Source organism: Streptomyces sp. NPDC005266, assembly GCF_040607655.1.
In the GTDB taxonomy this organism is placed as follows: Bacteria; Actinomycetota; Actinomycetes; order Streptomycetales; family Streptomycetaceae; genus Streptomyces.
In genome coordinates, this window is sequence record NZ_JBEXHC010000008.1 from 40,375 (window position 1) to 54,376 (window position 14,002).

Consider the following 14,002-nt stretch of genomic DNA (forward strand, 5'->3'; position numbering starts at 1 on the left):
GTACCCTGGCGGCTGGGCCGAGAGCGGGTCTTCCTCACAATGTCAAGGACTTGACGTGAGACAACCCGGGCGGCTCAGCTTAGGGTTCACATGTTGGAGACAAAGCCGGGCCTCACTGCTGCGGCCCGGCCGGCGGAGCGGCCGTCGTGCCGCCCGCGAAGGCGGGAGTGGATGGGCGTGGAGACTCCGGGATCGCAGTCGTCGCTGCACCGGGCCAACCTCGAGCGGGTGGTCCGTGCGGTGCGCATGGCGGGCTCGCTGACCCAGGCGGAGATCGCCCGCTCCACCGGGCTGTCCGCCGCCACCGTCTCGAACATCGTCCGAGAGCTCAAGGACGGCGGAACGGTCGAGGTCACGCCCACCTCAGCGGGCGGCCGCCGGGCGCGCAGCGTCTCGCTCAGCGGAGACGCGGGCATCGTCGTGGGCGTGGATTTCGGCCATACACATCTGCGCGTGGCCATCGGCAACCTCGCCCATCAGGTGCTGGCCGAGGAGGCCGAGCCGCTGGATGTGGACGCCTCCTCCTCACAGGGGCTGGACCGGGCGGAACAGCTGGTGAGCAGGCTGATCGCGGCCAGTGGCCTCAGCCCGGACAAGGTGGTCGGAGTCGGCCTCGGGGTGCCCGCCCCGATCGACGTGGAGACCGGTGTGCTGGGCTCGACCGCGATCCTCCCGGGCTGGGCGGGCACCAATCCCCGCGACGACCTGGCCCACCGGCTCGGAGTGCCGGTGCACGTGGACAACGACGCCAACCTGGGCGCGCTCGGCGAACTGGTCTGGGGCTCCGGGCGCGGGGTCGCCGACCTCGCGTACATCAAGGTCGCCGACGGTGTCGGGGCCGGGCTGGTGATCAGCGGGCAGATCTACCGCGGCCCCGGCGGCACGGCGGGCGAGATCGGCCACATCACCCTGGACGAGTCGGGTCCGGTGTGCCGCTGCGGCAACCGCGGCTGTCTGGAGACCTTCACCGCGGCCCGCTATGTGCTGCCGCTGCTGCATTCCAGCCATGGCACGGATCTGACCCTGGAGCGCATGGTGCAGCTCGCCCGTGAGGGCGATCCCGGCTGCCGCCGGGTGATCGCGGACGTGGGCCGCCACATCGGCAGCGGAGTGGCCAGTCTCTGCAACCTGATCAACCCGAGCCGGATGGTGCTCGGCGGCCATCTCGCGGAGGCGGGGGAGCTGGTGCTGGCCCCGATCCGGGAGTCGGTGGCGCGCTATGCGATTCCGAGCGCGGCCCGTCAGCTGTCGGTGATGCCCGGGGCGCTCGGCGGCCGGGCCGAGGTGCTGGGCGCGCTCGCGCTGGTGCTGAGCGAGCTGGGCGATTCGACGCTGCTGGACGGTGCGATGTCGCCGGGGACCCCGGTCCTCACCTCGCCCTGAGCTGGCCCGCCGCACCCCTCTGGCCTCCCGTTTCGGGCTATGTCCGTCACGCTCCGTCCATCCAGGCTGTCCGGCTGCGTTCACTGGGATAACGAATGGCACCGTTGCCATCTCGTTAAGTATTTACTTCTTGACGCCATGCGGGCGGCCGAGTTGACTTCCAGCCACCTCGGCCGCAATGACGCGGCCTCGTCAGGGAGGTCACCCTCAAATGAATGCAATGATGCGTCGCGTCGCCATTGCCACCGCTGTTGTGTCGATGGCCGCATCCCTCGCCGCTTGTGGTTCGGCGAAGGAAGCCGACAGCGGTAAGGCCGCGCAGAAGAAGAAGACCGGTCCGCTCACCATCGGGCTGCTGCTGCCCGAGGACCAGACGGCGAGATACGAGAACTTCGACCGTCCGCTGATCACCAAGAAGATCAAGGCGTCCTGTGCGGACTGCAAGGTCCTGTACGTCAACGCCAAGTCCGACACCGCGCTTCAGCAGCAGCAGGTCGACTCGATGATCACCAAGAAGGTCGACGCGATCATCCTGGACGCGGTGGACTCCAAGTCCATCGCCAGCTCGGTCAAGAAGGCCGACGAGGCCAACATCCCGGTGGTCGCCTACGACCGGCTCGCCCAGGGCCCGATATCCGGCTACACCTCCTTCGACAACGAGAAGGTCGGCAAGGTCCAGGGCCAGGCGCTGCTCAAGGCGCTGGGCAGCAAGGCCAAGGACGGCAAGATCGTCATGCTCAACGGCTGGGAGGCCGACCCCAACGCCGCCGACTTCAAGAAGGGCGCGCTCTCCGTCCTGGAGGGCAAGGTGGACATCGGCAAGAAGTACGATGTCGACCGCTGGCTGCCGGACAAGGCCAACGAGGCCATGAGCGGCGCCATCTCCTCCCTCGGCAAGGGCAACGTCATCGGCGTCTACTCGGCGAACGACGGCATGGCGGGCGGCGCGATCAACGCGCTCAAGAGCGGCGGCTTCAACCCGATCCCCCCGGTCACCGGCCAGGACGCCGAACTCGCGGGCGTGCAGCGGGTCCTGGACGGCTCGCAGTACATGAGCGTCTACAAGCCGTACGAGCCGGAGGCGACCGCCGCCGCGGAGATGGCCCTCGCGGTCGGCCGCGGTGAGGAGATCAACGAGTCGAACACGGTCGACAGCCCGACCGACAAGAACATCCCGGCGACGCTGATCACCCCGGTCGCGCTGACCAAGGACAACATCAAGAGCACCGTCGTCAAGGACCGCCTCTACAAGGTCAGCCAGATCTGCACCGCCAAGTACAAGGCGGCCTGCGAAGCAGCCGGTATCAAGTAGCGCGGAGCGGGCCGTCCGTGACTCTGGCGAACGGCCCGCCCGCCAGCCACCCCCCTGACACCCCCCAACCGAGGGGAGAGAGCGCTCTCCCCTCCGTATCACAGCAGGCATTGCCCTGCCCGGAAACGGAGCTGGCCATCGTGCCGAACGGACCCGTGTTGGCGTTGCGCGGGATCTCCAAGCGGTTCGGCGCCGTTCAGGCGCTCACCGACATCCATCTGGAGGTCCATGCCGGTGAAGTCGTCGCCCTGGTGGGCGACAACGGTGCCGGTAAGTCGACCCTTGTCAAGACCATTGCCGGAGTCGGCCCCGCCGACGAGGGCGTCCTCGAGTGGCAGGGCAAGCCCGTCCAGGTCACCCGGCCGCACGACGCCCAGGCGCTGGGCATCGCGACCGTGTACCAGGACCTGGCCCTCTGCGACAACATCGATGTCGTCGGCAACCTCTTCCTCGGCCGCGAGATCCTGCGCGCCGGGGTGCTCGACGAGGTCGAGATGGAGCGGCGCTCCCGTGAGTTGCTGCAGACCCTGTCGATCCGCATTCCGAGCGTGCGGATTCCGATCGCCTCGCTCTCCGGCGGCCAGCGGCAGACCGTTGCCATCGCCCGCTCGATGCTGGGCGAGCCCAAGCTGGTGATCCTGGACGAGCCGACCGCCGCCCTCGGCGTCGAGCAGACCGCCCAGGTCCTGGACCTGGTCGAGCGGCTGCGCGACCGCGGCCTCGCCGTCATCCTCATCAGCCACAACATGGCCGACGTCAAGGCCGTCGCGGACCGCGTCGCGGTGCTGCGGCTGGGCCGCAACAACGGCACCTTCGATGTGAAGACCACCTCTCAAGAAGAGATCATTTCCGCCATCACCGGCGCCACGGACAACGCCGTGACCCGCCGCAAGGCGCGTAACGGGGAGGTCGCCAAGTGACCACCAGGAATGTCCACAAGGCGAAGCACGGCGGCAACAAGGCCCCCGCCCCGGCGGACGCCAACCCCGTGGCCAAGGACGCGGTCACCGCCGTCGACCCGCGGCTGCTGGTACGTCAGGAGGGCTTCAAGGGCTACCTGACCGAGTTCGGCCGGAAGATGCGCAGCGGCGATCTGGGCGCGGTCCCGGTCATCGTCGGCATCGCGGTCATCTGGGCGGTCTTCCAGTGGAAGGACAGCGCCTTCCTCTCGCCCAAGAACCTCTCCGACCTGTCCATCCTGCTCGGCGGCACCGGCATGATCTCCATCGGGATCGTGTTCGTGCTGCTGCTCGGTGAGATCGACCTGTCCGTCGGCTCACTCAGCGGTCTGGCCGCGGCCACCCTGACGGTCCTCAACGTCAATCAGGGCGTCCCCGAGGGGGTCGCCGTGATCGCCGCGCTGGCCACCGGCGCGGTCCTCGGCGCGCTGCACGGCGTCTTCTTCGCCAAGATCGGCGTCCCCGCCTTCGTCGTCACCCTCGCCGGTCTGCTGGCGTGGAACGGTCTGATGCTCCAGGTGCTCGGCACCACCGGCACCATCGGCATCGACGACGACAGCTTTGTGCGCATGCTCACTGCTCACTACTTCAGCCAGCTCATCGCCGCGTACGCGGCGGCCGGCGTCGCGACGGCGGGCTTCTTCCTCGCCCAGTTCCTGGACAGCCGGCGCCGTAAGGCGGTCGGCATACCCTCCCGGCCGCTGAGCGAGATCCTGGTGCGCACCGCCGTGGTCGGCCTGATCGTCTTCGCCGCGGCCTGGCGGCTGAACGAGTACAAGGGTCTGCCCCTCGCCCTGGTGATCTTCGTGGTGGTCCTCGTCGGCCTCGACTTCGTGGTCCGTCGCACCTCCTACGGGCGCAAGGTGATCGCGCTGGGCGGCAGCGTCGAGGCCGCCCGCCGTGCGGGCATCAACGTCGCCGCTGTACGGATCTCGGTGTTCGCGCTGTCCGGGTTCATGGCCGCGTTCGGCGGGCTCATGATCGCCTCCCGGGTCGGCTCCGCCAGCCAGCAGGCCGGTACCGGCAACCTGCTGATGGAGGCCATCGCGGCCGCCGTCATCGGTGGCACCAGCCTCTTCGGCGGCCGTGGCTCGGTCTGGTCGGCGCTGCTCGGCATGCTGGTCATCGGCTCCATCTCGTCCGGGATGAGCCTGCTGGGTGTCGCCAACTCCGTTCAGTACATGATCACCGGTGGTGTGCTGCTGGCCGCCGTGGTGATCGACTCGGTCTCGCGCCGAACACAGCGCTCGGCCGGCCGCGGCTGATCCCCGCCCCGCGGCCTGACGCACCCGGTACCGCCGTCCAGGCGGTACCGGGTGCGTTCTGTTTGGGCGCCCAGCTCTACGGGGCGCCCCCGGTTGACCGGCCCGGGGCACCTCCCAGCGGTAGCCGGGGGCGAGCCGAAGGGGCGCGTCGCTGTCGAAAAGGAGAGCGTGCCAAGGCCGCGAGGGCTGCGATCGATTCGCGGTCGGCGCCGCGCGAGGGCCGGGCACGGTCGGCTGCCGACAGGGGCACACCTCCCAGCGGTAGCCCAGGCAGGCTTGAGCGCTCCGGAGGCGAGCCGAGTCCTGAGAAGGCCGGGCATTAGACTCGGGCGGACTGTCCAAGCTCGTTGGAGACGCTCGAAGCAAGGAGGCACGGGTGCTGCTGACCCGCATTACGGGACCGCGCGATCTGGACCGGCTCTCTCCGGAGGAGCTGAACCAGCTGGCCGCGGAAATCCGCACCTTTCTCGTCGACGCCGTCTCCAAGACCGGGGGCCATCTCGGGCCCAATCTCGGCGTGGTCGAGCTGACCATTGCCCTCCACCGGGTCTTCGACTCGCCGAAGGACAAGGTGCTGCTGGACACCGGGCACCAGAGCTACGTCCACAAGCTGCTCACCGGCCGCCAGGACTTCTCCCGGCTCAAGAGCAAGGGTGGTTTGTCCGGTTACCCCTCGCGGGCGGAGTCCGAGCACGACGTCATCGAGAACAGCCACGCCTCGACCGTCCTCGGCTGGGCCGAGGGCATCGCCAAGGCGAATGAGCTGCTCGGCAAGCAGGACCATGTGGTCGCCGTGATCGGCGACGGCGCGCTGACCGGCGGTATGGCCTGGGAGGCGCTCAACAACATCGCCGCCGCGAAGAACCGGCCGCTTGTCATCGTCGTCAACGACAACGAGCGCTCGTACGGCCCGACCATCGGCGGCCTCGCGAACCACCTGGCCACACTCCGTACCACCGACGGCTACGAGCGCTTCCTCGCCCGTGGGAAGGACCTGCTGGAGCGCACCCCGGTGGTGGGCCGGCCGCTCTACGAGACGCTGCACGGTGCCAAGAAGGGGCTGAAGGACTTCATCACCCCGCAGGGCATGTTCGAGGATCTGGGGCTGAAGTACGTCGGCCCGATCGACGGCCATGACATCGAGGCCCTGGAGTCCGCGCTGCAGCGGGCCAAGCGGTTCGGCGGCCCGGTCATCGTGCACTGCCTCACCGAGAAGGGCCGCGGCTACCAGCCCGCCCTCCAGGACGAGGCAGACCGCTTCCACGCGGTCGGCAAGATCCACCCCGACACCGGCCTGCCGATCTCGGCCTCCGGCGCCGACTGGACGTCGGTCTTCGGCGAGGAGATGGTCAAGCTCGGTGAGGAGCGCGAGGACATCGTCGCGATCACGGCGGCGATGCTGCACCCGGTGGGCCTGACCGAGTTCGCCAAGCGGTTCCCGGACCGGGTCTACGACGTGGGCATCGCCGAGCAGCACGGCGCCGTCTCGGCGGCGGGGCTGGCGACCGGCGGTGTGCACCCGGTCTTCGCGGTCTACGCCACCTTCCTGAACCGCGCCTTCGACCAGGTGCTGATGGATGTCGCGCTGCACAAGTGCGGTGTGACCTTCGTCCTTGACCGCGCCGGGATCACCGGCACGGACGGGGCCTCGCACAACGGCATGTGGGACATGTCGATCCTGCAGGTCGTCCCGGGGCTGCGGATCGCCGCCCCGCGCGACGCCGACCAGGTGCGGGCCCAGCTGCGCGAGGCCGTCGAGGTCGATGACGCGCCGACCGTGGTGCGCTACTCCAAGGGCGCGGTGGGCCCGGCGGTCGCGGCGGTCGGCCGGATCGGTGGCATGGATGTGCTGCGCGAGCCCGCGGCGGCGGACCGGGGCCGGCCCGATGTGCTGCTGATCTCGGTGGGCGCGCTCGCCCCGATGTGCCTGGAAGTCGCCGACCTTCTCGACAAACAGGGCATTTCCACCACGGTGGTCGACCCCCGCTGGGTCAAGCCCGTCGACGAGGAGCTGCCCGCGCTCGCCGAGCGCCACCGCGTCGTCGTCACCGTCGAGGACAACAGCCGGGTCGGCGGTGTCGGTTCCGCCATCGCCCAGGCGTTGCGCGACTCCGGCGTCGACATGCCGCTGCGCGACTTCGGTATCCCGCCGCGCTTCCTCGACCACGCCTCCCGCAAGGAGGTCATGGCCGAGATCGGCCTGACCGCGCCGGACATCGCCCGGCAGGTCACCGGGCTGGTGTCGAGGATCGGCGGACGGTACGACGAGGAGTCCGCGTCGGCCGGGGCGCCGGGCGCCCGGGGCGCCGATGTGACGCGGTCGACGACAGCCGAGCCGGTGCGCGACTGATACGCGACCGCGAACCCGTCCGGGCCGGTCGGAGCGCTCGGTGCTCCGACCGGCCCAGCGTGCGTCCAGCCGCTCCGCCCCCATCGGGTGAATCGGCGGGGGCGCCGAGTGTGCATACCTCACTCCCGTCCCGTGGGCAGAACCATGGGCGCGCACGGGGCACGGGCAGGCGTGGAGGTGGCACCGGTGAGCGCTCAGAAACCCGACGGCGGCTCCGACGGCCGCTCCGAGGACGACTCCGTCGGCAAGGCCCGCCCGGCCTATCTGCGGACGAAGACGGTCGAGCAGTCCATCCAGGACACCGAGGAGCCCGAGCACGCGCTGACCCGGACTCTCTCCGCCCTGGACCTCACGGTCTTCGGCGTCGGCGTCATCATCGGCACCGGCATCTTCGTGCTGACCGGAGCCGTCGCCAAGGAGCAGGCGGGCCCGGCGACCTCCCTCGCCTTCGCCATCGCGGGTATCGTCTGCGCGCTGGCGGCGCTGTGCTACGCGGAGTTCGCCTCGACCGTGCCGGTGGCCGGTTCCGCGTACACCTTCTCGTACGCCTCGCTGGGCGAGCTGCCCGCCTGGACCATCGGCTGGGACCTGGTGCTGGAATTCGCGCTCGGCACCGCCGTGGTCGCGGTCGGCTGGGCCGGCTATGTCCGCTCGCTGATGGCCAACGTCGGCTGGCAGCTGCCCCCGGCCCTGTCCGGCCCCGACGTGGCACACGGCCTCTCCTTCGACGTGCTCGCCGCCGGGCTGGTGCTCGTGCTCACGGTGATTCTCGTCCTCGGCATGAAGCTGTCCGCGCGCGTCACCTCGGTTGTGGTCGCGGTGAAGCTGGCCGTGGTGCTGCTGGTCATCATCGCGGGCTCGTTCTTCATCGACGCGGACAACTACGACCCCTTCATCCCCGAGCCCAAGGGCACGGTCTCGGGCTCGGGCCTCACCGCCCCCCTGATCCAGCTGATCTTCGGTTACGAGCCGACGACTTTCGGCGTCGAGGGCATCTTCACCGCCGCCGCCGTGGTCTTCTTCGCCTTCATCGGCTTCGACATCGTGGCCACCGTGGCGGAGGAGACCAGGAATCCGCAGCGGGACATGCCGCGCGGCATCCTCGGCTCCCTCTTCATCTGCACCGTGCTCTACGTCGCCGTGTCCCTCGTGGTCACCGGCATGCAGAAGTACACCCGGCTGACGGTGGACGCACCGCTCGCCGACGCCTTCAAGGCCACCGGACACCCCTTCTTCGCGGGCGTCATCAGCTTCGGCGCGGCGATCGGGCTCACCACGGTGTGCATGATCCTGCTGCTCGGCCAGACCCGGGTGTTCTTCGCGATGAGCCGCGACGGGCTGCTGCCCAGAGTCTTCTCGAAGGTGCATCCGCGGTTCGGCACGCCGTACCGCTCGACCATCCTGCTCGGTGTGATCATCGCCGTGGTCGCGGGGTTCACCAGCATCTCCGCACTGGCGGCGCTGGTGAACATCGGCACGCTGTTCGCCTTCGTCGTCGTCGCACTCGGCGTCATCATCCTCCGGCGCACCCGCCCCGACCTGCCCCGTGCCTTCCGCGCCCCGTGGGTGCCGGCGCTGCCGATCGTCTCGGTGGCCGCCTCGCTGTGGCTGATGCTCAATCTGCCGGCCGAGACCTGGGTGCGGTTCGGGGTGTGGATGGTGCTGGGCTTTGTCATCTACGTCGGGTACGGGCGCCGGCACAGCCGGGTGACCGAGACCGGGACGCGGCGCTGAGGCGCGCGTCCGGCGGGCCCGTCACCGGCCGAGCCGGGCCACCAACCGCGCCAGCGCGCCGACAGCCCGCGAGCGGGCCCGAGGGGAGTCGCGGACGCTGCGGCTGTTCTCGATGTGCAGGAAGGGAACGCCGCGCGCGGCGGCGGCGCGTGCCTGCACATTGGTGGTGCCCTCCAGCTGACCGCAGTTCCGCCGCCAGGCCCGGCACACCTCGAATCCGCCGGCGGCCAACAGGCGCGCCGCCCGGCGCACCAGCGCGGCGGGGCGGCCGGGCCCCGGCGAGACCACCACGTCGTTGTCCGGAGAGCTGTCGTCGGCGAAGCCGTGCACCTGGATGCCGGGGAGCCGGCGGGCGGTGAGCGCCGCACACACGGCATCGAAGATCGAGTCCTCGCGGTGCGCCACGTCTGCCGTGTTGCCCCGCCCGGCACGGCGGTTGGCGCCTGCCAGCACCAGGACCCCGCCGGGGGCCCGCGAGAACAACTCCGCGCCCATGAGCTCGGTGTGCTGGTCCGCCACGGGGTGGGGCACCTGTGCGCTCCACCGCACCCGGCTGCTCAGATCGATGTACACCTCACCCCAGCCGCGCCGCCGTGCCGCCCGGCCCCCGGACTCGGTGACCTGGGCGACCGGCCGGCCCGAGCCCGCCAGGCGCACCGTGCGCACGCGGTAGCCGGCCTTGGACAGCGGCCCGCGCGCCGAGTCCGTCCGCCCGTCGAGAAGCCGGGCGATCCCCTCGCTCATGCCTCTGCGTTCGGCGGCGCCGGGCGGCCGGTAGGCGCTGTTGCGGGAGAAGTCCGCGACGTACGCGCGGACTTGCCGCTCCAGGTCGACCCGCTGGGGCGGCCGGGTGTCCCGGAGCTCGAGCGCCATGAAAATGGCCGAAACGCATAAGGCGAGGACGACCATAATGCATAAAAAGCGCCGCCGCGGACCGGTTGTACAAAAGTGCTTGAGCGTGTGCCACGTCACAGTAATTTTTGACCTCCCGATATCAACCCGTCAATAAGTCCTGCCATCAGTCAGGGAGAAGGGAATCCCGAGGGAAGAGGTTCTCATGCATTTATCCGGGACGGCCTCACGCCGCTCGTACCGCACCCGCCGAAAACGCGCGGACATGCCTCTGCTCGGAGGTGTCCGCCCACCCATCGCCGTCTTGTGTGTGCTCTTGCTCGCCGTCTCGGGATTCACCGCCCTGACCCTTGGGCGCTCCGATGACCGCGTGGTCTCGCGCGCCGTGGCAGAGGCCCAGGAGGACGTGGCCGCCGACGCCGCCGGGTCCCTGCGGGCCTCGCTGGAGCAGAGCTCCGGAGATCTGCGCCACGCCACCGAACTGCTCCGCCTCAGCGCCCCCGGCTCCCCCGAGGAGGCGCTGCGCAAGCTCAAGAGCGCCTATCACAAGTGGCGCGGCCTCGCGGTCGTGGACGCCGCCACCGGCCGTCCGCTGGCCTCGTACGGGGAGGCCGTGCCGCTGCGGCGGTGGCCCGGACGTGGTGAGGAGCACAGCCTGCGCTCCCGCCTCATCAGCCTCGCCTCGGGCGAGCCCCGGGTGCTGTCCTTCGCGCCCCTTGACGCGCCGGGCGCGGGGCGGCTGCTGGTCGCCTCCCGCGCGCTGCGCCTGCCGGACGAGCGGGCGGGCCGCGCCACGTTCATCGTGAACCCCGGCGGCCGCATCCTGGCCGGCGTCGGGGACCGGAGGGGGGATACGACCCTGCGGCGGCTGGCCCGGGAGTCCGTGCGGGCCCGGGGCTCGACGGGCAGCCGTACCGGACGCGGCGACCGGGGCGACCACGCCGTCGTCGGCCACGCGGTGGTGCCCCGGGGCGCCGGCGGCCAGGACTTCGGCCTGGTCGTGGCCACGGGGGCGCGGGCACCGGCCGGCACCGCCGTCGCCGGCGACCGGCTGCGGGGCGCGGGCGCGGCGGCCGCCCTGCTGGCCGTCTGCCTCGTCGTCACCTGGGTGCTGTCCCGCTGGGTCCAACGTCCGCTGCTGCGGCTGCACCTGGACGCACGCCACCTCGCCCGGGGCGATCTCTCGCGGGAGGTCGGCCGGTACGGGCACGGCGAGACGGCCCGGATCGGCCGGTGTCTGGAGTCGCTGCGAGGTCAACTCCGGGGCGAGCGTGCCGGGACGGAGCGGCCCCGGGCCCGTGGCAGCGTGCGCCTGACCGTGCTGGGCTGTGCGGTGCTCGTGACGGCCTGGTCCTGCGCACTGCCGCTGATGAACCTGGCAGGAGGCCGTGAGGCAGTGCCCGACCCGGTCGTGCGCGCCCAGCGGGACCGCACCGAGGCCGCGTCCGGCCGGGTACGGCGGATGCTCGGCGAAGGCGTCGCCGATCTGTCCTCGGTCGCCCTGCTCGCGGGCCCCACCACCGACAGGCTCGGCAAGGCCCTGAGAACGGCGCTGCCCGAGCACACCGCATGGCGCTCGCTCTATGTCCTCGGCCGTGACGGGAAGGTCCTGGAGCGCGCGGGCGATGACCCGTACGGCGCGGACCGCAAGGCGGCCGTGAGCCGGATCCGGCGCGGAGCGCCCGCGGTGATCCAGCTCAACCACCACGGCAGAGTGCCGGCGACGGCGGCGGTCGTGCCGCTGCCGGGAGGAAGCGGCCGGGGGCTGGTTGCCGAATTCCGGCCCGAGGTGCTCAGCGCGGCACTCGACCGCGCCCATATCGGCCGCGCGTGGCTCCTCGACGCGCACGACAAGGTCATCGGCTCCAACGACGGCTTCATCGCCTTCGCGTCCCCGCCCGGCCACGACGGGGACGGCCGGACGCTCACCTCGGCGGCCGACGTGCGGGGCGGTGATGCCGTCAACGCCCTGGGGTGGCGCGTGCTCACCCGCAAGCCGGTGTCCTGGCTGCCGCTGGCCTCGTACGAGACGCAGCGCCGGGCCGAGGTGGCCGGGCTGCTCGCCTTCGGCGCGACCGTGCTGTGCCTGGGCTGGCTGGAGCTGACCGTGCTGCGGCCGCTGAGGGCCCTGGACCGAGCGGCCGCGGCGCTGGCGGCCGGCGATCTGGGGACCGTGCGCTATCCCCACCACCACGACGAGGTCGGGTCGGTCATCCGCAGCCTGGAGCTGATCCGGCAACGGTTGGCCGCCGCGGAGCCGAGTGCCGGGGACGTGTCCGGCCCCGCCGCCCGGCAGCCCTGCTGAGCGGGGATCCGCCGGCACCGTCCCGCCCCAACGACCCTTGAGCGGAGCCATGCTTTTCCTCTACACCGTCTTCCTCCTCTGTTCCCTCGGGCTACTCGTGGCCGGGGTCGTCGAACAGCGCAGACACTTCGAGAACCTGGCGCGGATTCCTCACCGCGTCCTGGTCAACGGCATCCGGGGCAAGAGCTCCATCACCCGGCTGTGCGCGGGCGCGCTGCGCGGAGGCGGGCTCGTCACGGTCGCCAAGACCACCGGCACCGCCGCCCGCTTCATTCACCCCGACGCCACCGAGGAACCCGTCTACCGGAAGTTCGGCATCGCCAATGTCGTCGAGCAGATCGGCATCGTCCGGCGGGCCGCGGCCCACCGGCCCCAGGCCCTCGTGATCGAGTGCATGGCGGTGATGCCCGCTCTCCAGGAGGTCAACCAGACCAAACTCATCCGCTCGACCATCGGCGTGCTGTGCAATGTCCGGGAGGACCACCTGGCCGAGATGGGGCCCACGCTCGACGACGTGGCCCGCTCCCTGTGCCGCTCCATGCCGGTCGGCGGCGTGTGCGTGACCGCCGAACGCGACCGGCTGCACATCCTGCGCGAGGAGGCGGCCGCCCGTCGTTGCGAGCTGATCGCCGTCGACCCCCAGTCCGTCACCGACGAGGAACTGCGCGGCTTCGGCTGGTTCACCTTCAAGGAGAACGTGGCGATAGCGATCAAGGTGGCCGAGCTGCTCGGCGTCGACCGCCGCACGGCACTGCGCGGCATGTGGGAGGCGCCGCCGGACCCGGGCGTGCTGTCCGTGGAGAAGTACCGTACGCCGCAGGGCGCGAGGCTCGGCTTCGCCAATGTCTTCGCCGCCAATGACCCCGAGTCGACGCTGATGAACGTGCGCCAGCTGCTCGGGCTCGGCGCGATCCGGCGCCCGTTGCACGTCCTCGTCAACTGCCGTCCCGACCGGGTCGAGCGCAATGGCCAGATGGGGGCGATCGTGCCCGATCTCGACCCGGAGACCGTGTTCTTGATCGGTCACCCCACCAAGAGCGCCCGGGACGGCATACCCGGCGGATGGCCGGGCCGGGTCGTGGACCTCGGAGGCGACCACCGGGACGCGGACGAGCTGATGGGCGCCGTCCTTGCGGAGATCGGCGGCCAGGACGCGTCGATCGTCGCGGTCGGCAACATCCATGGGCAGGGCGAGCGGCTGCTGGAGCGGATCGGGCGGCTGGAACGGCTCCCCGCGGCCGGCCCCCCGAAGGCGGCCGGCCCCTCGAAGGCGGCCGCCGCCACGGACGATACGGCGGCCCACGGCATCGGAGGCACCCTGTGAATCCGGTCGCGCTCACCCCGGACATGGCCGCCCTGGGCATCGCCCTCGGCCTGCTCTTCTCCCTGGTCTGCTATCTGACGACCAACCTGTCACCGGGCGGCATGATCACGCCGGGCTGGCTCGCCCTCACCGTCATCGAGGATCTGCGGCTGGCCGCCATGGTCGTCGGCGTGACCCTGCTGACGTACCTGTCCACCAGACTCCTTCAGGGCGCGGTGATCCTGTACGGCAAGCGGCTGTTCGCCGCGGTGGTGATGTGCGGCGTCCTGCTGCAGACGAGCCTCTACATGGTGTTGCGGCATGAATTCCCGATGCTGTTCACCCATCAGACGCTGGGCTATATCGTGCCCGGTCTCATCGCCTATCAATTGGTTCGGCAGCCCCCGCGCGCCACTTTGGTGTCCACCGCCACGGTCACTCTCGCGGCCTATGCGGTGCTTATCGTGGGAGTGCTGCTCGGTCTGCTGCCCCGAGCGTGACGGGAAATGCGAGCCGAAGGACCTGGGCACATGACGAGG

Annotated in this window: 10 protein-coding genes; 9 read left to right on the top strand and 1 reads right to left on the bottom strand. The window is 70.7% G+C overall.

Annotated features, from left to right (window positions below; all coding sequences use genetic code 11):
• Positions 1–177: 177 nt before the first annotated feature.
• The 6 genes from ABZU99_RS17425 to ABZU99_RS17450 all read left to right on the top strand — a co-directional run bounded on the left by ABZU99_RS17425 (position 178) and on the right by ABZU99_RS17450 (position 9,003).
• Complete coding sequence (locus ABZU99_RS17425; protein WP_355952050.1) at positions 178–1,383, top strand: ROK family transcriptional regulator; 1,206 nt, start codon at positions 178–180, stop codon at positions 1,381–1,383.
• 211 nt (positions 1,384–1,594) lie between these two features.
• Complete coding sequence (locus tag ABZU99_RS17430) at positions 1,595–2,695, top strand: substrate-binding domain-containing protein (protein ID WP_355951937.1); 1,101 nt, start codon at positions 1,595–1,597, stop codon at positions 2,693–2,695.
• A gap of 140 nt (positions 2,696–2,835) precedes the next feature.
• Positions 2,836–3,615 carry an ATP-binding cassette domain-containing protein gene (locus tag ABZU99_RS17435; protein ID WP_355951940.1) on the top strand — a complete coding sequence of 260 codons (780 nt, stop codon included), beginning with the start codon at positions 2,836–2,838 and terminating at the stop codon, positions 3,613–3,615.
• Between the two features lie 68 nt (positions 3,616–3,683).
• Entirely contained in the window at positions 3,684–4,919 is a 1,236-nt protein-coding gene (locus ABZU99_RS17440; protein ID WP_355952053.1) for a sugar ABC transporter permease, read from the top strand.
• Positions 4,920–5,295: 376 nt separating this feature from the next.
• Positions 5,296–7,269 carry a 1-deoxy-D-xylulose-5-phosphate synthase gene (gene dxs, locus ABZU99_RS17445; protein WP_355951942.1) on the top strand — a complete coding sequence of 658 codons (1,974 nt, stop codon included), beginning with the start codon at positions 5,296–5,298 and terminating at the stop codon, positions 7,267–7,269.
• 264 nt (positions 7,270–7,533) lie between these two features.
• Positions 7,534–9,003, top strand: a complete 1,470-nt coding sequence (locus ABZU99_RS17450; RefSeq protein ID WP_355952055.1) for an amino acid permease — start codon at positions 7,534–7,536, stop codon at positions 9,001–9,003.
• A 21-nt stretch (positions 9,004–9,024) separates the two neighbouring features.
• On the opposite strand, the gene ABZU99_RS17455 is transcribed toward ABZU99_RS17450, so the two are convergent.
• A complete protein-coding gene (locus ABZU99_RS17455) occupies positions 9,025–9,876 on the bottom strand; it encodes a hypothetical protein (protein WP_356048542.1) in 852 nt (283 codons plus the stop codon).
• A 244-nt stretch (positions 9,877–10,120) separates the two neighbouring features.
• Here ABZU99_RS17455 and ABZU99_RS17460 point away from each other — a divergent pair, with 244 nt between their 5' ends.
• Genes ABZU99_RS17460 through ABZU99_RS17470 form a run of 3 tightly spaced genes read left to right on the top strand, consistent with a single transcriptional unit; the run spans position 10,121 to position 13,963 of the window.
• Complete coding sequence (locus ABZU99_RS17460) at positions 10,121–12,160, top strand: HAMP domain-containing protein (protein WP_356048544.1); 2,040 nt, start codon at positions 10,121–10,123, stop codon at positions 12,158–12,160.
• A gap of 49 nt (positions 12,161–12,209) precedes the next feature.
• Complete coding sequence (gene pgsB, locus ABZU99_RS17465; protein ID WP_356048546.1) at positions 12,210–13,484, top strand: poly-gamma-glutamate synthase PgsB; 1,275 nt, start codon at positions 12,210–12,212, stop codon at positions 13,482–13,484.
• Complete coding sequence (locus ABZU99_RS17470; protein WP_355951951.1) at positions 13,481–13,963, top strand: poly-gamma-glutamate biosynthesis protein PgsC/CapC; 483 nt, start codon at positions 13,481–13,483, stop codon at positions 13,961–13,963. Before pgsB ends, ABZU99_RS17470 begins: the two co-directional genes overlap by 4 nt.
• The last annotated feature ends 39 nt before the right edge of the window (positions 13,964–14,002 follow it).

What these genes read in the sequence shown, in the direction of transcription:
- ABZU99_RS17460 (WP_356048544.1), top strand. Translation starts at nt 10,121, where the DNA reads ATGCCTCTGCTCGGAGGTGTCCGCCCACCCATCGCCGTCTTGTGTGTG.
- ABZU99_RS17430 (WP_355951937.1), top strand. Translation starts at nt 1,595, where the DNA reads ATGAATGCAATGATGCGTCGCGTCGCCATTGCCACCGCTGTTGTGTCG.
- ABZU99_RS17455 (WP_356048542.1), bottom strand. Translation starts at nt 9,876, where the DNA reads ATGGCGCTCGAGCTCCGGGACACCCGGCCGCCCCAGCGGGTCGACCTG.
- pgsB (WP_356048546.1), top strand. Translation starts at nt 12,210, where the DNA reads ATGCTTTTCCTCTACACCGTCTTCCTCCTCTGTTCCCTCGGGCTACTC.